General features: G+C 64.0%; 22 protein-coding genes and 1 other RNA gene. 15 read left to right on the forward strand and 8 right to left on the reverse strand.

The features are described 5' to 3' along the window. The first annotated feature begins 40 nt into the window (after nt 1-40). Both KFO72_RS30165 and KFO72_RS30170 read left to right on the forward strand, forming a co-directional pair. Nucleotides 41-421, forward strand: coding sequence for a MerR family transcriptional regulator (locus tag KFO72_RS30165; protein WP_054930401.1), 381 nt, complete (start codon nt 41-43; stop codon nt 419-421). A gap of 29 nt (nt 422-450) precedes the next feature. Next, entirely contained in the window at nt 451-861 is a 411-nt protein-coding gene (locus tag KFO72_RS30170; RefSeq protein ID WP_054930402.1) for a carboxymuconolactone decarboxylase family protein, read from the forward strand. Nucleotides 862-1,066: 205 nt separating this feature from the next. Here the strand turns inward: KFO72_RS30170 and KFO72_RS30175 are convergent, their stop codons facing one another. The 7 genes from KFO72_RS30175 to trxA form a co-directional block, all read right to left on the reverse strand. Beyond that, nucleotides 1,067-2,446: an MATE family efflux transporter gene (locus KFO72_RS30175; protein WP_225033678.1), complete on the reverse strand. Its 1,380-nt coding sequence runs from the start codon at nt 2,444-2,446 to the stop codon at nt 1,067-1,069. 2 nt (nt 2,447-2,448) lie between these two features. Continuing rightward, entirely contained in the window at nt 2,449-4,206 is a 1,758-nt protein-coding gene (locus KFO72_RS30180; RefSeq protein ID WP_054930403.1) for an ArnT family glycosyltransferase, read from the reverse strand. Nucleotides 4,207-4,503: 297 nt separating this feature from the next. Then, entirely contained in the window at nt 4,504-4,767 is a 264-nt protein-coding gene (locus tag KFO72_RS30185; RefSeq protein WP_036005045.1) for a type B 50S ribosomal protein L31, read from the reverse strand. Between the two features lie 179 nt (nt 4,768-4,946). After that, nucleotides 4,947-5,783 (reverse strand): M90 family metallopeptidase, encoded by an 837-nt coding sequence (locus tag KFO72_RS30190; protein WP_225033673.1) that lies wholly within the window; start codon nt 5,781-5,783, stop codon nt 4,947-4,949. A gap of 71 nt (nt 5,784-5,854) precedes the next feature. Further along, nucleotides 5,855-6,355 carry a MerR family transcriptional regulator gene (locus tag KFO72_RS30195; RefSeq protein ID WP_225033674.1) on the reverse strand — a complete coding sequence of 167 codons (501 nt, stop codon included), beginning with the start codon at nt 6,353-6,355 and terminating at the stop codon, nt 5,855-5,857. A 149-nt stretch (nt 6,356-6,504) separates the two neighbouring features. Further along, nucleotides 6,505-7,770: a transcription termination factor Rho gene (rho, locus tag KFO72_RS30200; protein ID WP_036005054.1), complete on the reverse strand. Its 1,266-nt coding sequence runs from the start codon at nt 7,768-7,770 to the stop codon at nt 6,505-6,507. A gap of 291 nt (nt 7,771-8,061) precedes the next feature. Beyond that, nucleotides 8,062-8,388 (reverse strand): thioredoxin TrxA, encoded by a 327-nt coding sequence (gene trxA, locus KFO72_RS30205; protein ID WP_007586494.1) that lies wholly within the window; start codon nt 8,386-8,388, stop codon nt 8,062-8,064. A gap of 432 nt (nt 8,389-8,820) precedes the next feature. Here trxA and ffs point away from each other — a divergent pair. The 8 genes from ffs to KFO72_RS30245 all read left to right on the forward strand — a co-directional run bounded on the left by ffs (nt 8,821) and on the right by KFO72_RS30245 (nt 16,841). Beyond that, nucleotides 8,821-8,919, forward strand: an RNA gene (gene ffs, locus KFO72_RS30210) — signal recognition particle sRNA small type. A 180-nt stretch (nt 8,920-9,099) separates the two neighbouring features. After that, nucleotides 9,100-11,484: a DNA polymerase III subunit gamma/tau gene (gene dnaX, locus KFO72_RS30215; protein ID WP_225033675.1), complete on the forward strand. Its 2,385-nt coding sequence runs from the start codon at nt 9,100-9,102 to the stop codon at nt 11,482-11,484. Between the two features lie 82 nt (nt 11,485-11,566). Then, nucleotides 11,567-11,893: a YbaB/EbfC family nucleoid-associated protein gene (locus tag KFO72_RS30220; RefSeq protein ID WP_006048866.1), complete on the forward strand. Its 327-nt coding sequence runs from the start codon at nt 11,567-11,569 to the stop codon at nt 11,891-11,893. 142 nt (nt 11,894-12,035) lie between these two features. Next, on the forward strand, nt 12,036-12,632 hold the full coding sequence (gene recR, locus KFO72_RS30225; RefSeq protein WP_036005062.1) for a recombination mediator RecR: 597 nt from the start codon (nt 12,036-12,038) through the stop codon (nt 12,630-12,632). Nucleotides 12,633-12,703: 71 nt separating this feature from the next. Continuing rightward, nucleotides 12,704-13,948: a CaiB/BaiF CoA transferase family protein gene (locus KFO72_RS30230; RefSeq protein WP_060600721.1), complete on the forward strand. Its 1,245-nt coding sequence runs from the start codon at nt 12,704-12,706 to the stop codon at nt 13,946-13,948. 70 nt (nt 13,949-14,018) lie between these two features. After that, nucleotides 14,019-15,056, forward strand: coding sequence for an ABC transporter substrate-binding protein (locus KFO72_RS30235; RefSeq protein ID WP_060600724.1), 1,038 nt, complete (start codon nt 14,019-14,021; stop codon nt 15,054-15,056). 134 nt (nt 15,057-15,190) lie between these two features. Continuing rightward, nucleotides 15,191-16,015 carry an ABC transporter ATP-binding protein gene (locus KFO72_RS30240; RefSeq protein WP_036005071.1) on the forward strand — a complete coding sequence of 275 codons (825 nt, stop codon included), beginning with the start codon at nt 15,191-15,193 and terminating at the stop codon, nt 16,013-16,015. Nucleotide 16,016: 1 nt separating this feature from the next. Further along, entirely contained in the window at nt 16,017-16,841 is an 825-nt protein-coding gene (locus KFO72_RS30245; RefSeq protein ID WP_054930413.1) for an ABC transporter permease, read from the forward strand. Between the two features lie 69 nt (nt 16,842-16,910). Here the strand turns inward: KFO72_RS30245 and KFO72_RS30250 are convergent, their stop codons facing one another. Beyond that, entirely contained in the window at nt 16,911-17,885 is a 975-nt protein-coding gene (locus tag KFO72_RS30250) for an NADPH:quinone oxidoreductase family protein (RefSeq protein ID WP_225033676.1), read from the reverse strand. Nucleotides 17,886-18,172: 287 nt separating this feature from the next. On the opposite strand from KFO72_RS30250, the gene surE reads away from it, so the two are divergent. The 5 genes from surE to KFO72_RS30275 are packed head-to-tail and all read left to right on the forward strand — an operon-like array spanning nt 18,173 to nt 22,851. Further along, nucleotides 18,173-18,931, forward strand: coding sequence for a 5'/3'-nucleotidase SurE (gene surE / locus KFO72_RS30255; protein ID WP_054930414.1), 759 nt, complete (start codon nt 18,173-18,175; stop codon nt 18,929-18,931). Continuing rightward, on the forward strand, nt 18,928-20,004 hold the full coding sequence (locus tag KFO72_RS30260) for a protein-L-isoaspartate(D-aspartate) O-methyltransferase (RefSeq protein ID WP_225033677.1): 1,077 nt from the start codon (nt 18,928-18,930) through the stop codon (nt 20,002-20,004). The genes surE and KFO72_RS30260 overlap by 4 nt, the downstream gene beginning before the upstream one ends. A gap of 5 nt (nt 20,005-20,009) precedes the next feature. After that, nucleotides 20,010-20,957: a peptidoglycan DD-metalloendopeptidase family protein gene (locus KFO72_RS30265; protein ID WP_060600730.1), complete on the forward strand. Its 948-nt coding sequence runs from the start codon at nt 20,010-20,012 to the stop codon at nt 20,955-20,957. Nucleotides 20,958-20,973: 16 nt separating this feature from the next. Then, nucleotides 20,974-22,068, forward strand: a complete 1,095-nt coding sequence (gene rpoS / locus KFO72_RS30270; RefSeq protein ID WP_054930417.1) for an RNA polymerase sigma factor RpoS — start codon at nt 20,974-20,976, stop codon at nt 22,066-22,068. Nucleotides 22,069-22,074: 6 nt separating this feature from the next. After that, nucleotides 22,075-22,851, forward strand: coding sequence for a 3'-5' exonuclease (locus KFO72_RS30275; RefSeq protein WP_054930418.1), 777 nt, complete (start codon nt 22,075-22,077; stop codon nt 22,849-22,851). The last annotated feature ends 109 nt before the right edge of the window (nt 22,852-22,960 follow it).

Consider the following 22,960-nt stretch of genomic DNA (forward strand, 5'->3'; position numbering starts at 1 on the left):
TGACTTAGAGTTCACTCGAAGTCCTAACCTGAGTTCCGTCATGTCGAAAGCTCTCACCATCGGTCAGGTCGCCGCGACGAGCGGCGTCTCCACGCATACGCTGCGTTACTACGAGCAGGCGGGATTGTTGCGGTCGATCGGCCGCACGGACGCGGGGCATCGCCTGTATGCGCCCGCCGATCTCGACTGGCTGCAATTCGTGATGCGTCTGAAGGCGACGGGGATGCCGATCGCCGGCATGCAGGCGTTTGCCGCGTTGCGTGCCGAAGGCGACGCGACGTTCGGCGCGCGGCGCGCGATGCTGATCGAGCATCGCGACGCCGTGCTCGCGCGCATCGCCGAGTTGCAGACCAACCTCGACGCGATCAGCGACAAGATCGCGTTTTACGAGGCGGCCGAACGTGAGGCATCGACAGGATGAATCGACAACTCATATGTAAAGGACTCGCCATGAATCACGCACACGACGATCGTTATGCACGCGGCTGGGACAAGCTGAAGGAAATCGACGGCACGGCAGGGGAGAAGGTGATCGCATCGCTCGCGCCGATTGCGCCGGATTTCGCGCGGCTCTTGATCGAGTTCCCGTTCGGCGACGTGTATAGCCGTCCGCAACTCGACCTGCGCGCGCGGGAAATCGCGACGATCGCTGCGCTGGCCGCACTCGGCAACGCGCAGCCGCAACTCAAGGTGCATATCGAAGCGGCGTTGAACGTCGGTTGCACGCGCGAGGAGATCGTCGAAGTGTTCATGCAGATGGCCGTGTATGCGGGATTTCCGGCGGCGTTGAATGCGCTGTTCGCGGCACGCGAGGTGTTCGAGCGGCGCGATGAAGAGGAAGCGGCGGAGGCCGCAGTCTGAGTCGTTGGATGATCGGCGGCGGGTTGGCGGAAGGGTTCGAGTGCAACTAACGGTCTGTTTTAATAACATTCTCCAAACTGGCGTACGCGGCCCGTTCCAAAAACCCGGTCTGTAGAGGGAGATCGTCGGTTGCGGAGCAGCAGGGCGGTGCTGTCGGTCGGCACGGAGGACGAGCGCCACTGCGGTAGCGCCGGCTGCAAGCGAATCAGGCCGCGCTGTCCGCCTGCTGCGCGGCGCCCAGCCGCACCGACCGCGCGCTGATCGACCGCAAATACAAGGCGAGACCGATGCCCGCGATCAGCAGGCTCGCCGCATTCGCGAGCCAGAATCCACGCGCGCCCGTGAACGATTCGGGCACCCAGCCGCCGACGTCGAACCCGAGCGCATACCCGCCGCCCAACCCGACGCCCCACAACGCAACGGCATAGATCACGGTCGGCACGATGGCCACTCGATACGCGCGCAGCACGAACGCCGAGGTGATCTGCAGCGCGTCGCACAGGTGATAGAACACGACGATCAGCACGAGCGGCATCGCGGCTTGCGCGACATGCGCGTTCGGCGTGTAGCCCGCGATGATGACGGGCCGCAGCGCGAGCACGATCACGCCGTAGCAGCACGCGATCGCCACCGCCATCGCAATGCCGTGCCGCGCGAGCGTGCGCGCCGCTTCGTAGCGATGCGCGCCGAGCGCCTGCGCAACGAGCGTCGAGGTGGCGATGCCGATCGACAGCGGCGTCATGTACAGCACCGCGCCGATGTTGCCCGCGATCTGATGACCGGCCAGCGTCGTCGTGCCGAAGCGCGCGATAAAGAGCGCCATGAACGTGTACGACGTCACCTCGATCAGATACGACAGCCCCATCGGCACGCCGAGCTTCAACTGCGCCGCCTGACGCCGCCACACCGGCCAGCAGAAATGCCGGAAGATCGCGAAAGGCCGGAACACGTCGAGCTTCGTCATCACCGTCATGCCGACGATGGCAAGCGTCCAGTTGATCAGAATGCTGGCGAGCGCGGCGCCCGGACCGCCAAGCGCCGGCAAGCCGAGCTTGCCGAAAATCAGCAACACGTTGAGCGGCAGCTTCAGCAGCAGCGCGCCGATCTGCAGGATCATCACGAGCCGCGGCTGGCCGACGGCATTCGTCAGCGAGCTATAGACGCGGAACGCGAGGCTCGCGGGCAAGCCGAACGCGAGTATCTGCAGATAGGACACGGTGCGCTCGCGCAGCGCCTCGGGTGCTCGCGCAAGCTGCAGCAGCGGGTGAGGGAAGAAGAGAATCAGAAAGCCGATTACCGCGAGCGCCAGCGCGAGCCACAGCGCCTGGCGCACTTCCTCGCCGATTTCCTCGTAGCGCGCCGCGCCGTAGAGCTGACCGGCGATCGGTTGCAGCGCCGTCAGAATGCCCGTCAGACCGATATACACCGAAATGTAGATCGACGAGCCAAGGCCGAGCGCGGCGAGATCGGTTGCGGAGAAGCGGCCGACCATCGCCGTGTCGATCACCCCGAACGCGATGATGGCCAGTTGGCCGATCAGCACGGGCCACGCCAGCCCGGCGATTTTCCGCACATCGGCGAACATGGTCAGCCAGTTTTCTTCGGGCGCCACGGGCGGCGCTTGACGGGCGGCTGCGGCCGGTCGATACGCACGTACAGGCGGAAGCGTTCGTCGCGGTCGGCGACGCGGCGGCCTTCCCAGACGAGCTTCCAGACGAAGTTGGACATCGCGCTCGGCTCGCCGAAGTCCTGCGTGTCCTGGCGCAGCAGCACGTCGCAGTCTTCGTCGAACGAAAAATGCATGTCGCCGAAGTAGGCGAACGTGGCGATCTGCGCGTCGCCCAGGCGAGCGGGCGATATGCAGTTGTAGTCCGACGGCAGGTGCGCGGCGATCTGCTGGGCGACGTCCTTGTAGGTCCGACTGTAGTTGACGACGGGCAGCCACAGTGTCATCAGCAGCACCCACATCAGCGTCGTGCCTGCGCTCGACAGCACGACGCTGCGCCACAGCACCTTCGGATGACGCGCCACGCGCCATTGCACCAGCACGAACCAGCAGACGGTCACGGCGACCGCGCACACGAACGACAGAATCTTGAACTGCGGCGTGAAGCCCGGCGCGAGGCGCGCAAGATTGCGCGCCAGCTGATGCGGAAAGCCCGTCATGCCCGCGAGCCACACCAGCCACACGAACGAGCCCAGCACGGTGAAACTGAGCACCGCGAACCAGTCGATCGCGTTGATCGCGCCGCGCTTGAGCGTCGGCAGCGCGAACGCGGCGATCACCGCGAGCGCGGGCGTCAGCAGGATGAACAGACGGTTCGAGCCGTGGCTTTGCAGCACGACGAGAACCAGCATCGGCGCGATCACCGACAGCGGAATCGCGATGTGCGGCGCGCGCCGCAGGCCGGCCCAGCTGAACCACGCCCAGATCGCGAGCGGCCACGCGGGCCACGCGAACAGCGACAGGTTCTTGAGGGCGTAGAGCAGCGTCGAGCCATACGGGCCCGCGAACGCATGCAGACTGCCGCGCATCCACTGCTGGAGGAACCAGACGGCGTCATCGGGATAGAGCGCGATGGCCGCCAGCGGCCACGCCACCGACAGCGCCAGCGCGACGGGCAGACCGGCCAGCATCAGCGTGCGCCAGTGCGTCTCGTGGACGATCACCATCATCGCGAAGGTGCCGATCAGCAGCGCGCCGACCAGCACAGGACTGCTCGTCAACGTGACGAGGCCGATCGCGCCACCCCAGATCAGTGCGCCCTGGACGGGTTTGTCGACCATCCGCACCAGACCGTAGACGAGCATCGCGATGCAGACGAACTGTGCGATTTGCGGCGTGGTTTCGTGGCCGCGCTCGGCGAGGCCGAAGGTGGCGAGCAGGATCAGCAGCGCGCCGTCGCCGAGCGTGCGGCCATAGTCGCGCGGCTCGGGCTCGCCGCCGAATGCGTATTTGAACGGCTGCACCTCGGGCCGGCGGCCGAGCAGATAGGCCGCGTACCAGACGAACGCGCACGCCGCACAGAACAGCAGGCCAGTGAACACGCGCGACGCATTGCTTGCATCGACCAGCGGGTCCAGTACGCGGATCGCGCTCGCGCCGAGCCAGTAGCCAAGCGGCGCGTCCGACGTCATGTACTTGCCCACCAGATTCGGCAGCAGCCAGTCGTGCAGGGAGCCGTTGGCCATCGTCCACATGACGCCGAAACCGGCTGCATCCTCGTTCTTCCACGGGTCGCGCCCGAACAGGCCAAACGACGCATACACGACGCAGATGGTGAGCAGCAGCCAGCGCGGCAGCGCGCTGGTGGCGGAGGCGGTGAGGCGAACGACAGATCTCATGCGGTGTTCGTGTGGGGCCGCGCGCGTGGCAGCCGTGAGTTATTGGTAAAGCGCAGGAGGCGTCTCGAAATCAGACATGCGGCATTGTAGACGGGTGGCGCGGTGCGCGTCACACGCTGCCTTACAGACAGTTGCACAGCAGATAAACGGGCGAGGGCCGGGCGGATTGCCGATGCGAACCCGGGCGGTGTGCCGATAAAGCGTCCACCGACAAAAAAGGGCAGCTTTCGCTGCCCTTTTTGCATCGTAGCGGCCCGGACGATAGTCGGGGCCACCCGTGTGTCACTTCCCGGGGTATTACTTGCCGGCCTTGCCCGAAGCGCGGGCGCCGAACTTCTTGTTGAACTTCTCGACGCGGCCTGCCGTGTCCATGATCTTTTGCTGGCCCGTGTAGAACGGGTGCGATTCCGACGAAACTTCGATCTTCGCCAGCGGGTACGTCTTGCCTTCGAATTCGCCCGTTTCCTTCGTCTGGATGGTCGAGCGCGTCACGAACTTGAAGTCGATCGACATATCGACGAACAGGACTTCGCGGTAATTCGGGTGAATGCCTTCTTTCATGGTCTTTCCTTTAGTCTGGCGGTAGCCAACCCGGGAGCCGGAGGATTCCGCAACCGCGAGCCACTTGCCTAAGGTCGAAAAACGGCGATTATGCCAGAAAATCAGACCTTTGACGAGGTTTTCGGCAGTTTTCTGGCAGCCGCGGCGCTTGGTTGCTTTCAGTTATTTTTCTTTTCGAATCAGACGTTTACGTCGCCGAGCGCGCCCGTGCGCGCGGGGTCTTGCCGGTAATAGCGCGCGAGCAGCCGGTATAGCTCGGGATACTCCGCGTCGAACTCGCGCGGCTTCACGAACAGCGCCTCGCTGCACACGGCAAAAAATTCCGACGGATGGTCGGTTGCATAAGGATCGATCAGCGATTCGCGCTCGAAGCGCGCCCAGCGGCGGTCCGGCACGGCGTCCACCTTCGCGCAGAACCGGTCGTATGCGTGGTCGAACACGTCCGCCCATTGGGCGGCGTCGAGCGGCGCATGGAGCCTGCGAAAGAGGGGCGGGTGGCCATCCGCTTCGCCCGTCACCATGTCGATCTTGTGCGCGAACTCGTGAATCACGACGTTGTAGGCGTCCGAGCCGTCCGTCATCTGCGCGTCTTCCCACGACAGGATCACGGGTCCGCCTTCCCACGCTTCGCCGCTCGCGTCGTGCTCGACTTCATGCACGACGCCGTCCTCGTCTTCAACGGTCTTGCGGATCACGAACTCGCCCGGATAAACGATCACGCCGACCCAGCCGCGATACAGCTCCAGCCCGAGATTGAGCACGGGCAGGCAGGCCTGCACGGCGATCGCGACGGTGATCTGCTCCGTCAGTTCGAGATCGTGCGCGGTCGAGAATTCCTTTTGCGCGATGAACAGACTCGTCATCTCGCGCAGGCGCTGCAGGTCGGCGGGCGCCAGATGCGACAGGAACGGCAGGCCGTCGAGCGTCGCCTGCCAGAGCGCGTCGTCGATCGCGTAGGTGCGTAGCGCGCGGTCGCGGCGGCGCGTGTCGAGCCATCGGGTGAGTTTCGAAAACATCGCGTGCGTGGATTCGTTTGAATGATCGATGTCGCGCGGTTGCGCGACATGCCGGGCCGCCCCTGCCGCGTTCAGGCTTTCGTGCCTTTGGCGCGCTTCAACGCGGCCGATGCGCGCCGCTTCCGGATCAGTTCGTCGGCGCTCTCGCCGGCGAGACGGCGCTGCACGTAATCCAGATCGTCGCTCAGTTCGGCTTTGAGCTTCTGCGCTTCCTTCAGTTCGCGCTGCACGGATTCGATCCGCGCATCGAGCGACTCGACCTGCTGCGCGAGACCGTCGCGTATCTGCTGCAACGATTCCATCGAATAGCCGCGGCGTCCGCTTTCGGTGTTTTCGAGCGGCCGCTTCAGCATTTCGGTAATGCCCGCCAGCGAAAAACCTAGCGCGCGCAAACGCAGGATGCGCGAAAAACGTTCGAGATCTTCCTCGTCGTACAGACGATAGCGGCCCTCGCTGCGGCTGGGCGTGACGAGCCCGCGCTCTTCGTAGTATTTGAGCGTGCGCGGCGTGACGGCCAGGCGTTCGGCGGCGTCGCGAACGGTCAACAGAACGGGGGAGTCGGCGATCGGCATGGGGATGCTTCACTGGTCGGCGGGACGTGAAGCATTATAGAGATAGGCGCGGGTTCGCATGGTCGCTTGCGCAGGCGCCGGGCGCGAAGATAAAAAAAGCGCCTGCTCGGAAGCAGGCGCTTTTGGTGAATGCGAACCTCGACGGTTATTTAGCCGCCGCCGCGACGCATCATGTCGAAGAATTCGGCGTTGTTCTTCGTCTGGCGGATCTTGTCGAGCAGGAATTCCATCGCTTCGACTTCGTCCATGTCGTGGATGAACTTGCGCAGCACCCAGATCTTTTGCAGGATCTCGGGCTTGATCAGCAGTTCTTCGCGACGCGTGCCGGACTTGTTCAGGTTGATCGACGGATAGACACGCTTTTCCGCGAGACGCCGCTCGAGGTGCACTTCCATGTTGCCCGTGCCCTTGAACTCTTCGTAGATCACGTCGTCCATGCGGCTGCCCGTTTCGATCAGCGCCGTGCCGATGATGGTCAGCGAACCGCCTTCCTCGATGTTACGGGCCGCGCCGAAGAAGCGCTTCGGACGTTGCAGCGCGTTCGCGTCGACACCGCCCGTCAGCACCTTGCCCGATGCGGGGACAACCGTGTTGTAGGCGCGTGCGAGACGGGTGATCGAGTCGAGCAGAATGACCACGTCGTTCTTCATTTCGACGAGGCGCTTGGCTTTTTCGATCACCATTTCGGCGACCTGCACGTGACGCGCGGCCGGTTCGTCGAAGGTGGAGGCAATGACTTCGCCCGCCACCGAGCGCTGCATTTCCGTCACTTCTTCAGGACGTTCGTCGATCAGCAGCACGAACAGGATCACGTCCGGATGGTTCTGCTTGATGGCATGCGCGATGTGCTGAAGCATCACGGTCTTGCCGGACTTCGGCGACGCGACGAGCAGGCCGCGCTGACCCTTGCCGATGGGCGCGATCATGTCGATGATCCGGCCCGTGACGTTTTCTTCGCCACGCATTTCACGTTCGAGCAGCAGCACCTTGTTCGGGTGCAGCGGCGTCAGATTCTCGAACATGATCTTGTGCTTCGAGGCTTCCGGCGGCTGGCCGTTGACCTTGTCGACCTTCACCAGCGCGAAGTAGCGCTCGCCGTCCTTCGGCGTGCGGACTTCACCTTCGATCGTGTCGCCCGTATGCAGGTTGAAGCGGCGGATTTGCGACGGGCTGATGTAGATGTCGTCCGTGCTGGCGAGATACGAGGTTTCCGGCGAGCGCAGGAAGCCGAAGCCGTCTGGCAGCACTTCGAGAGTGCCGTCACCGAAGATCGTTTCGCCCGTTTTGGCGCGCTTTTTTAGAATGGCGAACATCAGTTCCTGCTTGCGCAGGCGGTTCGCACTTTCGATCTCGAGACCATTGGCCATCTCGATCAATTGGGACACGTGCAGAGTCTTAAGCTCGGATAAATGCATACGGAGAACCCGCAGAGAAGGTGCGACCTGAAATGAAATCTGGGAGGAGAAGTGAGCGGAACCGCTCAAGGACTTACTCGTCTTTTAGACGTTTTGTGGATTCTAGCATAGCACACGCCAAAACCAGCCTGCGCGGCCGGTTCTTTGTCGGCGCATGATTCTTGTTGTCATTGTTGTCCAGCGACAACAAGAATCATGCGGCTCGCTTCATGCGTGGCGGGACTTCATTGCCGACGCACTGCGCGAGCCGGGCAACGCGCCTGCTGCGCGCGTGCCGTCCGCGGGTGCAGATTAAAGATTGCCGTCGAGGAACGCGGTGAGTTGCGACTTCGACAATGCCCCGACCTTTTGTGCAGCGACCGCGCCGTTCTTGAAGAGGATCAGCGTGGGAATGCCGCGCACGCCGAACTTGACGGGCGTGGATTGATGCTCGTCGACATTGATCTTGGCGATCTGCAGGCGATCAGCGTAGTCCTTCGCAACTTCGTCGAGGATCGGCGCGATCATCTTGCACGGGCCACACCATTCCGCCCAGAAATCGAGCAGCACGGGTTTGTCGGATTTGACGACGTCCTGTTCAAACGACGCGTCGCTAATATGCTTGATGTGTTCGCTCATTTGTGTGAATACCTCTTTCGGTTCGAGGCCTGCTTTGAATGCCCGCCACGATACAACAAAATCAGAAAACTTTCCGTTCGCTTCGCCACAGGACAAACCATCAAACGCACCGCGGGAAGTATCGTGGGGACACCTTCAGGAGGGCGGGCTGGCTTGGCTTTGCGGGCCACTTGAACGTCAGTTTAGCCTAAATTGCTATGCGTTGCCCGTCGTGATAGTACGCATTCCGACAGTAGGGTTTCCGCGCCGCGCCTCACATGATTCAGTTGATGCCAGTGTCGATACGAAGCGTGGCGGTCCCTCGTGGCATTACCTATCTGGAGTTCGCCTGCGCGAACACAAGAGGGCCGCAGCGAAGTTCGAACGAGGTTTCTGCGCGTTTTGTCTGCGAGCCTCTCGCGCAGCGCAACGAGCGATGTTAGAATACGACGTGACGGGCCTCCTCGCATGGAGGTGCGGTCAACCTGGTCAGGTCGGGAACGAAGCAGCCACAGCCGTTTTCCGCCAGTGCCGAGGGTCAGGCTCGTCACCTTCCTTTTTTCCCCCTCGTTTTACTTCCCCTGTTTGTTCTCTTTGCAGCGTCGTTCGAAACGCGGCATCTTCTATCGCCTGCCTAGCGAAATTCAATGAAGCGTCAAAGCGTCGTCGCGCCTTGTCTGAACACGCTACCGATTCGTCTTTACGCGTCAGTCTTGCTGATACAATTTCCGGATGACCTATCAAGTTCTCGCACGCAAATGGCGGCCGAAGGATTTCGCTTCGCTCGTCGGACAGGAGCACGTGGTGCGCGCGCTCACGCACGCGCTCGACGGCGGCCGTCTGCACCACGCCTATCTGTTTACCGGCACGCGTGGCGTCGGCAAGACGACGCTGTCGCGGATCTTCGCGAAGGCGCTCAACTGTGAGACGGGTGTCACGTCCACGCCGTGCGGCGTGTGCCGCGCGTGCCGCGAGATCGACGAAGGGCGCTTCGTCGATTATGTCGAGATGGACGCGGCGAGTAACCGCGGCGTCGACGAAATGGCTGCGCTCCTGGAGCGCGCGGTGTACGCGCCCGTCGACGCGCGCTTCAAGGTCTACATGATCGACGAAGTGCACATGTTGACGAACCACGCGTTCAACGCGATGTTGAAGACGCTGGAAGAACCGCCGCCGCACGTCAAGTTCATCCTCGCCACCACCGACCCGCAAAAGATTCCCGTCACCGTGTTGTCGCGCTGCCTTCAGTTCAACCTGAAGCAGATGCCGGCAGGACATATCGTGTCGCACCTCGAGCGCATTCTCGGCGAAGAGAACATTCCGCACGAAGCGCAAGCGCTGCGCCTGCTCGCGCGCGCGGCGGACGGCTCGATGCGCGATGCGCTGTCGCTGACCGATCAGGCCATCGCGTACTCGGCGAACCAGGTCACCGAGGAAGCCGTGCGCGGCATGCTCGGCGCGCTCGATCAAAGCTATCTGATCCGCCTGCTCGACGCGCTGGTCGCGGGCGACGGCGCGGCGGTGCTGTCGGTTGCCGACGAAATGGCATTGCGCAGCCTGTCGTTCTCGACCGCGCTGCAGGATCTCGCCGGGCTGTTGCACAAGATCGCGTGGGCGCAGTTCGCGCCGTCGTCGGTGCTGGACGAGTGGCCGGAAGCCGCCGACCTGCGCCGTTTCGCCGACGCGCTGAGTCCGGAGCAGGTGCAACTGTTCTATCAGATCGCGACGATCGGCCGAAGCGAACTGGGCCTCGCGCCAGATGAATACGCGGGCTTCACGATGACGCTGTTGCGCATGCTCGCGTTCGAACCGGCTCCGAACGGCGGCGGCGGAGGCGGCGTGGCGCCTGCTGGGCGTTCGAGCGTCCCGGCGGCTGGAGCGAAGCGCACGGGTGCGCCTGTCGCGGCGGCGGCTGCCGCGCCGCAGGCTCGCGCCAGCGAGGCGCCGGCGGCTGCCGTTGCGATTGCGCCGCGCGTCGCCCCGGAGGCGAAACCCGAACCCGCGCTGGTTCAGCCGCAAGCCGCTCCTGAAGCGGCCGTGCCGCCAGCGCCAGCGCCTGAAATCCAGGCCGCGCCTGTCGATGCCGCCGTCACGCCGCTGTCGGTGGCAGGGGCTTCGAGCTCCGCCGAATCGACCGCGAATGTCGATGCACCGGTTGCTTCCGTCCGGCAACAAGACAACGCTGCGCCGCAAGACGACGCCTCCACGCAGCCCGAATCGGCGCCGCGTCGCGCAGGCGGCGCGGGCGCCGCGCTCGACGTGCTGCGCAATGCGGGCCTGAAGGTATCGGCAGGAGGCCGTGCAGCCTCGGCCTCGGCTTCGCCCGCGTCAGCGGCGCCTGCCGCACCCGCCAAGCCCGCCGCGCCGCGTGTCGCCGTTCGCGTGCCGACGCCCGATCCCGCGCGCCGCGCCGCGGCCGCCGCACAGCAGGGAAGCGCCGCGCGCACGCAGACGGCGCGCGCCGCGCAGCCGCCGGGCGCCTCGGGCGTTCCGCCGTGGGACGACATTCCGCCCGACGACTACATGCCCGCATCGTCGGACGATGCGTTCTTCGCGGCTTCCGACGACAACTTCATTCCCGTCTTCGACAGCGGCCCGGACGACATGCTGGTCGGGCGAGGCAATGCGCCCGCCGCGCCTGTCGCCACAGCCGCGCCCGTCGTCGACATCCGCACGCTGCCGCCCGCCGTGCCGCTCGATGCGATCGGCGTCGCGGGCGACTGGCCGGCGCTCGCCGTCACGCTGCCGCTCAAGGGCATCGCTTATCAGCTCGCGTTCAACAGCGAACTGATGGCCGTCGAGGGCAAGACGCTCAAACTGAATGTCGCAGTCCAGCTTTACACCGAGTCCGCGCAGGTCGCGAAGCTCAAGGCGGCGCTCGCCGAACGTCTGGGCAATGAAATCGATGTGCAGGTCGAAGTCGGCCCGGTGCGGCGCACGGCCGCCGTGCTCGATTCGATCGAACGCGCGAAGCGCCAGCAGGAAGCCGAGCGCGAGATCGGCGCCGATCCGTTCGTGCAGTCGCTGATCCGCGAATTCGGCGCGAGCATCGTGCCGGGTTCCGTTCGCCCGCTTGCGCCGGGCGCCGAAGGCGGCCAGAGCGCGGCCGGCCACTGACATCCGCGCGCGCCTTCCGCGCCTCCCATTACGCCGACGCGCACGCGCCCAACCGAATCCACTATTACGAAGGAGCAAGTCCATGATGAAAGGTCAACTCGCCGGGCTGATGAAGCAGGCCCAGCAGATGCAGGAAAACATGAAGAAGATGCAGGAGCAACTCGCGCAGATCGAAGTCGAGGGGCAGTCGGGCGCGGGTCTCGTCAAGGTGACGATGACCTGCAAGAACGACGTGCGCCGCGTATCGATCGATCCGAGCCTGCTCGCCGACGACAAGGACATGCTCGAAGACCTCGTCGCCGCTGCCTTCAACGATGCCGTGCGCAAGGCGGAAGCCACCGCGCAGGAAAAAATGGGTGGCATGACTTCCGGCCTGCCGCTGCCGCCGGGATTCAAGCTGCCGTTCTAATTGCGCGCGGCGTGTCGCGCGCGGCGCATCGCCTCATGGCCTGATGCCCGCGCGTTCGCCGTTGGTTGTCAAACGGCGCGGTTTCGCACGCCGCAACGCATTCGCGATTCAATCCACTACACGTCGACGCCGCCGTACCAGCATGAAACAACCTTCCGCCTTGTCGGCGCTCGTCGAAGCGCTGCGCGTACTCCCCGGCGTCGGTCCGAAGTCCGCGCAGCGTATGGCATATCACCTGATGCAGCACGATCGGGAAGGCGCCGAGAAACTCGGCCGCTCACTGCTGTTTGCCACCGAGCATCTGCAGCACTGCGAGAAATGCAACACGTTCACGGAAGCGCAGATCTGCGAGGTCTGCAGCGACAGCGAACGCGATCCGACGCTGCTGTGCGTCGTCGAAACGCCAGCCGACCAGATCATGCTCGAACAGACCATGACCTACCGTGGCCTGTATTTCGTGCTGATGGGGCGCCTCAGTCCACTCGATGGCATCGGCCCGAAGGAAATCCATTTCGACCGGCTCGTCAGGCGCGCATCGGACGGCGTGGTCAAGGAAGTCGTGCTCGCAACCAACTTCACCAATGAAGGCGAGGCGACGGCTCATTATCTCGGCCAGACGCTCAAGGCGCGTGGCCTGTCCGTCACGCGGCTCGCGCGCGGCGTGCCCGTGGGCGGCGAACTCGAATATGTCGACGCGGGCACGATCGCGCGCGCAATGCTCGACAGGCGTTCGATGTAACGGCGCGCCGTCCGAACCGCAACGCGTGACGGCAGAACCGCCCGGCCAGCATAACGAAGATCAGGAGACACATGAGCGCATCCACTTCAACGCCAACGGATAAACCCGAAGCGGACAAGCCCAAGGGGCCGCTCGCGGGCGTCAAGGTGCTCGAACTCGGCACGCTGATCGCGGGTCCGTTCGCCGCGCGCTTTCTCGGTGAATTCGGCGCGGACGTGATCAAGATCGAAGATCCGAAGGGCGGCGATCCGCTGCGCAAATGGCGCAAGCTCTATCCCGAAGTGGGCGGCACGTCGTTGTGGTGGGCCGTGCAGGCGCGCAACAAGAAGTCGGTGACGATCAATCTGAAGGCCGAAGAAGGCAAGGAAATCGTCCGCAAGCTCGCGAAAGAAGCGGATATCGTCGTCGAGAATTTCCGGCCCGGCCTGCTCGACAAACTGGGGCTCGGCTATGACGTGCTGTCGGCGGAAAATCCCGGTCTCGTGATGGTGCGCCTGTCCGGCTACGGACAAACGGGCCCGTATCGCGACCGTCCCGGTTTCGGCGCGATTGCCGAATCGATGGGCGGGCTGCGCCACATCACCGGTTATCCGGACTTGCCGCCGCCGCGCATCGGCATTTCGATCGGCGATTCGATCGCGGCGCTGCACGGCGTGATCGGCGCGCTGATGGCGCTGCATCACCGGCAGGTGAACGGCGGCAAAGGGCAGGTCGTCGATGTCGCGCTGTACGAGGCCGTGTTCAACATGATGGAAAGCGTGGTGCCCGAATACGGCGTGTACGGCATGGTGCGCGAGCGCACGGGCGCATCGCTGCCGGGCATCGTGCCGTCCAATACCTATCCGTGCCGCGACGGCAGCATCGTGATCGGCGGCAACAGCGATCCCATCTTCAGGCGGCTGATGCTCGCGATCGACCGTGAAGATCTCGCGAACGATCCGGCGCTCGCGCATAACGACGGCCGCGTGCCGCGCACGCAGGAGATCGACGGCGCGATCGCCGCGTGGCTCGCCAGCCGCACGATCGACGAAGCGCTCGACGTGCTGAACGCCGCCGACGTGCCCGTGGGCCGCATCTACAGCGTCGCCGACATGTTCACCGATCCGCAGTACGTCGCGCGCCAGATGATCCAGACATTCAAGTGGCAGGACGGCCGCGACATCACGCTGCCGAACGTCACGCCGAAGCTCTCGGAGACGCCTGGCGAGACGCGCTGGCTCGGACCCGAACTGGGTGAACATACGGATGAAGTTCTGCAAACGCTGGGTTATGATGCGGACCACATTGCAAGGTTGCACGCGCAACAGATCGTGTAGCGGGCACCCACGCTAGCGCACGAAGACGGGCGGATCAGCCCGCGACAGAACAAAAACCGGAGACAGGACCATGCAACGAAGAAGCTTTCTCGCAGGCGGCGCGGCACTCGCGGGCGCATCGCTCGTCGGCGCGCCGCTCGCGTTTGCGCAAAGCAAGCTGGAGACGTCGAAAGTCGCGATCGCCGTCGGCGGCAAGAACCTCTTCTACTATCTGCCGCTCACCATTGCCGAGCGCCGCAATTTCTTCAAGGACGAAGGGCTCGACATCGAAATCTCCGATTTCGCGGGCGGCTCGCAGGCGTTGAAAGCGGCTGTCGGCGGCAGCGCGGACGTGGTGTCCGGCGCGTTCGAGCACACGCTGCTGTTGCAGGCAAAGAACCAGTACTTCCGCGAATTCGTGTTGCAAGGACGCGCGCCGCAGATCGTGCTCGCCGTGTCGAAGAAGACGATGGCGAACTACAAGTCGATCGCCGATCTGAAGGGCAAGAAAATCGGCGTGACGGCGCCGGGTTCGTCGACGTCGATCATGGCGAGCTTCGTGCTCGCCAAAGCCGGGCTGACGGCGAAGGACGTGTCGTTCATCGGCGTCGGCGCCGGGGCGGGCGCGATCGCCGCGTTGCAGTCCGGCCAGATCGACGCGCTCGCCAATCTCGACCCCGTGATGACCAAGCTCGAACGCTCGGGCGAGATTCGCGTCGTGTCGGATACGCGCACGCTGGCCGACACGCGCACGGTGTTCGGCGGCAACATGCCGGCCGGCTGTCTGTACGCCTCGCAATCGTTCATCAGCAAGAACCCGAACACGACGCAGGCGCTGACCAACGCAATGGTGCGCGCGCTCAAATGGCTGCAGACGGCGACGGGCACCGAGCTGATCAACACCGTGCCCGAGGCCTACCTGCTCGGCGACCGTGCGCTGTATCTGGATGCGTGGCAGCACGTGAAAGAGGCGATGTCGCCCGATGGCCTGATGCCCGCCGACGGCCCCGCGACATCGCTGAAAACGCTGCAGGCCTTCGACGACACGATTAAAGGCAAGCCGATCGATCTGTCGAAGACCTGGACGAACGACTTCGTGAAGAAGGCGCTCGCGACGGTCAAGGCATAACGCCATCTGAACTTCGATTCAACCTCGATCCGTGCCGGGCTTGCGCCCGGCGGCACGCGTGAGGGCGCAAGCCCCGCCGCGTCACGATATTGCAACATCGAACCACCGAAGCATCGAAACAAGCGAGCCAAACGATGACCGTTGCCGCCCTGGCGCTCGAAAACATCACCTGCACGTTTGCGTCGCGCGAGAAGCGCGGGCAACGCTACACCGCCGTCAAGGACACGACGCTGCGCATCGCGCCGGGCGAGTTCGTCTCCGTGGTCGGCCCGACGGGCTGCGGCAAGTCGACCTTGCTGAACGTCGGCGCGGGGCTGCTGGAGCCGTCCTCGGGCGCGGTGACGGTGTTCGGGGAACCGCTCACGGGCATCAACCGGCGCGCCGGCTACATGTTCCAGGCCGACGCGCTGATGCCGTGGCGCTCGGCGCTCGACAACGTGCTGGCGGGCCTGTCGTTCCATGATGTGCCGCGCGCCGAAGCGCTCGCACGCGCCGACGAATGGTTGAAGCGCGTCGGTCTCGGCGGGTTCGGGGACCGTTATCCGCATCAGCTGTCGGGCGGCATGAGAAAGCGGGTCGCGATGGCGCAGACGCTGATTCTCGATCCCGACATCATCCTGATGGACGAGCCGTTTTCCGCGCTCGACATCCAGACGCGCCAGTTGATGGAAAACGAGCTGCTCGACCTGTGGGCCGCGAAGCGCAAGGCCGTGCTCTTCATCACGCACGATCTGGACGAAGCGATCGCGATGTCGGACCGCGTCGTGGTGCTGTCAGCGGGGCCGGGCACGCGGCCGATCGGCGAGTTTACGATCGATCTGCCGCGTCCGCGCGATGTCGCCGAAGTGCGCTCGCATCCGCGCTTCGTGGAACTGCACGCGCAGATCTGGAGCGTGCTGCGCGACGAAGTGCTCAAGGGTTATCAGCAGCAACTGACGGTCGCGCCGGAGGGCAACTGAGATGTGGAAAGCATTGCGCCCGAACCGCGCGAACCTCGTGATCTGGCAGTGGCTGCTGCTCGTGCTGTGTTTCGTGCTCTGGTACGTGCTGACGAGCCCGACACTGCTGCCCGCGTTCTATTTCGACGACGCGAACAAGGCGGCGTTCTTCTTCGGCGAACCGCAGAAAGTGCTCCTGCGGATCTGGGAGTGGTTCGCGTCCGGTGAAATCTATCTGCACCTGTGGATCACGCTGATCGAAACCGTGCTCGCCTTCGCGCTCGGCACGGTGCTCGGACTGGGCGTCGGCTTGTGGCTCGCGCTGTCGCCGCTCGCGAGCGCGTTGTTCGACCCGTACATCAAGGCCGCCAACTCGATGCCGCGCGTGATTCTCGCGCCGATCTTCGGCGTGTGGTTCGGTCTGGGCATCTGGTCGAAAGTCGCGCTCGGCGTGACGCTCGTGTTCTTCATCGTGTTCTTCAACGTCTATCAGGGCGTGAAGGAAGTCAGCCCGGTCGTGCTCGCGAATGCGCGCATGCTCGGCGCGAACCGCAAGCAGCTATTGCGCGCCGTCTATCTGCCCAGCGCGATGAGCTGGGTGTTTTCGAGCCTGCATACGTCGGTGGGGCTGGCGTTCGTCGGCTCGGTGGTGGGCGAGTATCTGGGTTCGGCGCGCGGCGTCGGCTATCTGATCCTGCAGGCCGAAGGCACATTCGATATCAACACCGTGTTTGCCGGCATTCTCGTGCTCACGGCCTTCGCGCTGATACTCGATGCGATTGTCGGCGCGCTGGAGAAGCGCCTGATGAAGTGGCAGCCGAAGAGCGGCGAGACCGAAAAGCTCTGATCGCCCGATGTTCCCGTTGCAAACGGCGCGTGACCTGCGAAGGCTACGCGCCGTTTGTGTTTTGAAGGCTTACGGCGTGATCACGATCTTGCCGAGCACGCGCCGCTGCGCCATGTCGTTGAGCGCGCGCGCCGTGTCTTCGAGCGGATAACGCCCCGACACGAGCGGCGTGAGCTTGCCTTCGCGAATCCAGCCGACCATCTGCTCGAACGCGGCCGCATTGCGTTGCGGCTCGCGCCGTGCGAAATCGCCCCAGAACACGCCGACGATGCTCGCGCCTTTGAGCAACGCGAGATTGAACGGCAGCTTCGGGATGTCGCCGTTCGCAAAGCCGACGACGAGATATCGCCCGCGCCAGCCGATGCTGCGAAAGGCGGGTTCCGCATAACTGCCGCCGACGGGGTCGTAAATCACATCGGGTCCGTTGCCGTCCGTGAGCGCCTTGATCCGTTCGCGCAAGTCTTCCGTCGCGTAGTTGATGGTTGCGTCGGCACCGTGCGCGACGCAGGTCGCTAGCTTCTCGTCGCTCGATGCCGCTGCGATCACGCGTGCTCCGAGCGCCTTGCCGATTTCGACGGCGGCGAGTCCCACGCCGCCTGCCGCACCGAGCACGAGCATCGTTTCACCCGCTTTCAGCGCGGCGCGATCGACCACGGCGTGATGCGACGTGCCATAAGCGAGGGTGAAGACGGCTGCCGTCTCGAGGTCGGCATCATCGGGCAACGGCACGCACGCGGCAGCGTCCGCGACGGCCTGCTCGGCGAACCCGCCTTGCTGCGTGTAAGCGACCACGCGCATGCCGGGTCTGAACTGCGTGACGCCGTCGCCGACGGCGCGCACGATGCCCGCGACTTCCGCGCCGGGCGTGAAGGGCAGGGGCGGCTTGAACTGGTACTTGTTCTGGATGATCAGCACGTCGGGAAAGTTGACGCTTGCCGCCTTGACGTCGATGACGATCTGGCCGGCTTGCGGCACGAGATCGGGTAGTTCCTCGATGCTCAGGCTTTCGGGCGGGCCGTACTGGTTGCAGCGGATTGCGCGCATCGTGTCTCCCATCGGTGAATGTGCGTTGCAGGCTTCGCGGGTTCATGCACGGCTCATAAGCGTGCTTCCGGCTCCGTACGGCTGCGGGCGCGCTATAACGCGGGTGCCGCAGCGAAGCAAACGCCGCCATCTTGACGAACCCTTGTAGCGAAGCAGTGTAATGCAGGTGCGAACGACCGTGCGCTTTCGTCGTGCAGCCGCATCCATGCCGCGCTGCATGAAAGCATAGGCACGCGCGGGGCCTGTGTGTCGTTCGCGTGCCTTGTTTCCTCGGTTACAATCGCCGCATGCGAATCCTACTCAGCAATGACGACGGTTATCTGGCGCCAGGCCTTGCTGCGCTTTACGAAGCGCTCAAGCCGCTCGCCGATGTCACCGTGATGGCTCCCGAACAGAATTGCAGCGGCGCGTCGAATTCGCTGACGCTTTCGCGCCCGCTGTCGGTGCTGCGCTCGGCCAACGGCTTCTACTACGTGAACGGCACGCCGACCGATTCCGTCCACATCGCATTGACGGGCATGCTCGATCACACGCCCGATCTCGTCGTGTCCGGCATCAACAACGGGCAGAACATGGGCGAGGACACGCTGTATTCGGGCACCGTCGCCGCGGCGACAGAAGGCATCATGTTCAACGTGCCCGCCATCGCGTTTTCACTCGTCGACAAAGACTGGGTGCATCTCGAAGACGCGACGCGCGTCGCCGCCGAAATCGTCGCGCATTATCTCGAGCAACCGCTGCCGGGTTATCCGTTGCTGAATGTCAACATCCCGAACCTGCCTTACGAGCAGTTGCGCGAGTGGCGTATCACGCGCCTCGGCAAGCGGCATCCGTCGCAGCCGGTGATCCGGCAGACCAACCCGCGCGGCGAGCCGATCTACTGGATCGGACCGTCGGGCAGCGCGCGCGACGCCAGCGAAGGCACCGACTTCCACGCTGTGGCTAACGGCCTCGTGTCGATCACGCCGCTGCAACTCGATCTGACCCATACGGCTATGCTGCCCGCGGCGCGCGACTGGCTCAGCGCCGGGAGCGGCGCTTCATGACGGGCGAGCGCGCAAAGCGCTTTCCGCTGGGACTCGAAGACCTGGTGCGGGAGCCGCGCCGGGCGGACGCGCGCGGCGCGAAAACGGCTGCGGCCAAGCCGGCTGCAGCCAAGCCTGCCGCGCCGAAGGCGGCCGTACCCAACCCGAACGCGCCGGCAACAGGGCGCGCGCGCAGCAGCGTGAGCGGCACCGTCGCTGCAAAAACGCCGGCGGGCGCGAAGGGCGCGACAGGCATCCTCAATTCGAACGCGAAAGCGGCCGGTTCGTCCGCGCGCCCGTCCGCGATTACAAAAAGTCCGTCCGGAATCGTCAATACGAAAGGCGCAACCACGATCCGCAATGACGGCGCGCGCAACCAGTTGCCGCGTCCCGTGACGGCGTCGTTCGAGCGCACGGGCGCGCCCAATGTCGCGTTGACGAGCGCCGTCACGCTGACGTCAGAACGCGTGCGCGAGCGGATGGTCGAAAGGCTGCGGACGAACGGCATCACCGACCCGCGCGTGCTCGATGCGATGGCAATGGTGCCGCGTCATATGTTCGTCGATCCTGGCCTCGCCACGCAGGCTTACGAAGACGCGGCGCTGCCCATCGGCCATCACCAGACCATCTCCAAGCCTTCCGTGGTCGCGCGGATGATCGAGCTGGCTGCGCAGGGCCGCACGCTCGCGAACGTGCTGGAAATCGGCACCGGCTGCGGCTATCAGGCGGCGGTGCTGAGCCACGTCGCGCGCGACGTGTATTCGATTGAACGCATCAAGCCGCTTTACGAGCGCGCGAAGACGAACCTGCGTCCGCTGCGCATCCCGAACATCCGTCTGCACTACGGCGACGGACGGATCGGTTTGCCCGCCGCGGCACCGTTCGACGCGATCGTGATCGCGGCGGCTGGACTCGATGTGCCGCAGGCGCTGCTCGAGCAGCTTGCCATCGGCGCGCGGCTCGTGGCGCCTGTCGGATCGCAGGACGGACAGTCGCAGGTGCTAACGCTCGTCGAGCGCACGGGCCCCGCGCAGTGGCGCGAATCGCGGCTTGATCGCGTTTTCTTTGTCCCCTTAAAATCCGGAGTGATTTAACCCCGATGAGTATGTTTCGCGCGATGCAAAGAACAAGCCTGAATGTCCCGTTGTCCGTCGCTCAGCGCAGCGTTTGCGTGGCCATGCTGTCCGTCCTGGCCGCATGTGCAACGCGGCTCGATAACGCGCCCGTCGTCGATCGCTCCGGCACCCTCGGCACTGTCACGCAGCCGGGCGCCGCGCCCGGCGCGCAGCCTGCCGCGCCGCTCGGGCCGCCGCCTCCGGGCTACTACCGAGTGAAGCCTGGCGACACCTTGTATAGGATCGCGCTCGAAAACGGTCAAAACTATCGCGACATCGCCGCGTGGAACAACCTGACCAACCCGAACCAGATCGAAGTCGACCAGTTGCTGCGCGTGGCGCCGACGGGCGCGAACGGCGCGCCGCTTGTGGCGGGCGTGCCGGGTGTCGCGACGGCGCCCGTTGGCGGCGGCGCGGTGCAGAACGCGCCAGTTGCGGGCGTCCAGCCGGCGCCGTCGGCGGGTGCGGCCAACCAGCCGCCCATTTACGGTGCGGCGCCGGGCGCGTCAGGTGCACAACCGGTCACGCCGCCGCCCGCGGCCAGCGACGCGACGGCGTCGAACGGCAACGTGACGTTTGCGTGGCCCGTGCGCGGACCGTTGTTGAACGGCTTTGATGATTCGAAGAACAAAGGCGTGAACATCGGCGGATCGGCGGGCGAAGCGGTAAAGGCTTCCGCCGACGGCCGGGTGGTTTATGCAGGAAATGGGCTGCGCGGTTACGGCAATCTCATTATCATCAAACATGACGCGACGTATCTCACAGCGTATGCACATAATCGTGCTTTGATGGTAAAAGAGGGTGACGCGGTAACCAAAGGTCAGAAGATCGCCGAAATGGGCAACAGTGATTCCGACCGCGTGATGTTGCATTTCGAAGTTCGCCGCCAGGGTAAGCCTGTCGACCCAATGAAGTATTTGCCGCCGCAATAAGCCAAGCGATACGACCATGCCGAAATCGAAGCGCCGCCCGTCGCAAGCAGAGACTGAGTCCGTGAGCCGTGCCACGCCTGTTTCGGTGGACGACGTTGGCGCTTCGGAGGTCGATGACGACACTGTCGAGGATCTCGACAACGCCAACGACTCCGAAGAGCGGGCGTCGGGTCGCGACGAGGAATCCGAGGGGCGCGAGAGCGCAAACGATTCCGCGCCCGACGCCGACGATTTTCGCGCGCTCTTGCAGGCCGAACTCACGGCTGACACGATCCAGCACTACCTGAACCGGATCAGCGTGAAGCCGCTGCTGACCGTCGAGGAAGAGCAGCGTTATTCGCGCCTCGCGAAGGCGGGCGAGTTCGAAGCGCGCCAGGTGATGATCGAGCGCAATCTGCGGCTTGTGGTCAGCATCGCGAAGGGGTATCTGAATCGCGGCGTGCCGCTGCTCGATCTGATCGAAGAGGGCAACCTGGGCCTGATGCACGCGATCGAAAAATTCGATCCGACGCGCGGCTTCCGCTTCTCGACGTATGCAACGTGGTGGATTCGCCAGAGCATCGAGCGCGCGATCATGAATCAGGCGCGCACGGTGCGGCTGCCGGTGCATGTGATCCGCGAGCTGAATCAGGTATTGCGCGCGAAGCGCCACCTCGAAAAGAATTCGATGAATTCGGGCGAAGCGGCTGAGCGCCGCGACGCGAGCATCGACGACATCGCGTATCTGACGGGCAAGACGACGGACGAAGTCACCGATATCCTCGCGTTGAACGAGCACACGGCGTCGCTCGATGCGCCGCTCGATCTCGACCCGGCGAGCAGCCTGCTCGATCTGTTGTCCGACGACCAGAGCCAGTCGCCCGATGCGGAGGTGCAGCATCGCGAGCTCGAGACGTTGACGCGCGCGTGGCTCGCGCGGCTCTCGGACAAACACCGTCATGTGATCGAGCGCCGCTTCGGGTTGAATCACATCGAGCCGGCCACGCTCGAGGAACTTGCCGACGAAATGGGCCTTACGCGCGAGCGTGTGCGCCAGATCCAGCAAGAGGCGCTCGTGCGTCTGAAGCGCTTCTTTGCGTCCAATGGCGTTCGAAAGGACGCTGTTCTCTAGAAACTGATGACTCCAATTCTGGTTTTCGACATCGAGACGATTCCCGATGTCGCCGGCATTCGCCGGCTTGAAAGTCTTCCCGCAACGATGTCCGACGAAGAAGTGGCCGAGCACGCGTTTGCGGCGCGGCGCGAGAAGACGGGCAGTGATTTTCTGCCGCATCACTTGCAGCGGGTCGCGGCGATTTCATGCGTGTTCCGCGATGACAATGGTTTTCGGGTGCGTTCGCTTGGCACGCCGTCGGATGGCGAGGCTTTGCTCGTGCAGTCGTTTTATCGCACGATCGAGAAGTACACGCCGCAGTTGGTGTCGTGGAACGGGGGCGGCTTTGATTTACCGGTGCTGAACTACCGTGCGCTGGTGAATGGCATACGCGCGAACCGGTTTTGGGATCTTGGCGAGGATGACCGCGATTTCAAGTGGAACAACTACATCAGCCGATACCATGCGCGGCATACTGACTTGATGGATGTGCTCGCGATGTATCAGGCGAGGGCGAATGCGCCGCTCGATGCGCTTGCCAAGCTGTGTGGTTTTCCCGGCAAGCTCGGGATGGATGGCGGGCAGGTGTGGCACGCGTTTCAGGCGGGGCGGATCGATGAGATCCGGAACTACTGTGAGACGGATGTCGTTAATACTTATCTGCTTTATTGTCGGTTTCAGTTGATGCGGGGTGGGTTCTCGCCGGAGGAGTATGCGGATGAAATCGCACTCGTGAAGAACTCCTTGGCGCAGGAGGCGGCGCCTCATTGGGCCGAATATCTCTCTGCGTTCGATAATTAGTGGTTTTTTTTGGGGTCTTTTGTCTGCGACGCTTGGGTGGTCTGCTTGCTTTTGCGCTGGCATCCGCGATGCGTTATCTAGCTTCAGGCGTCGCCCCTGTGCGGGGCGG

Source organism: Paraburkholderia sp. XV, assembly GCF_020177535.1.
GTDB lineage: Bacteria > Pseudomonadota > Gammaproteobacteria > Burkholderiales > Burkholderiaceae > Paraburkholderia > Paraburkholderia caribensis.